This is a genomic window from Janthinobacterium sp. GMG1, from assembly GCF_034427795.1.
Taxonomy (GTDB): Bacteria; Pseudomonadota; Gammaproteobacteria; order Burkholderiales; family Burkholderiaceae_D; genus Janthinobacterium.
In genome coordinates, this window is the sequence record NZ_JAXQNT010000059.1 from 1 (window position 1) to 341 (window position 341).

Annotated in this window: 1 protein-coding gene; it reads right to left on the minus strand. The window is 66.9% G+C overall.

Annotation, left to right across the window (positions count from 1 at the left end; translation table 11 throughout):
* Positions 1–341 (minus strand): Ig domain-containing protein (locus SJI03_RS28885; protein WP_322429470.1); only part of this gene is annotated, 341 nt, incomplete at both ends.

A 341-nucleotide genomic window follows, 5' to 3' on the forward strand; every position in this document is an offset into this window, starting at 1 on the left:
GGGTCAGCGCCTGCTGCACCGTGAACTGGTGCGCATCCTTCGCTTGCAAGGTAAAGGCAAAGCTACCCGCCACCGTCGGCGTGCCGCTGACGATGCCGGTGGCCGCATTGAGCACCAGGCCAGTCGGCAAGGCGCCGCTGCTCAAGGAGTAGACGTAGGGTGCGACGCCGCCGCCAGCCGTGAATGTCTGGCTATACGCGTCGCCGGCGCGGATTGCCGCCAGGCTGGCCGGCGTCAGTGTCAAGGTTGGCGCTGCGATGGCCAGGGTATAGCTGTTGGTCGTACTGAACGGCGCGCCCACGCCCGTGCTGCTGTCGCTGGCGCGCAGGCTGAACGTAAAG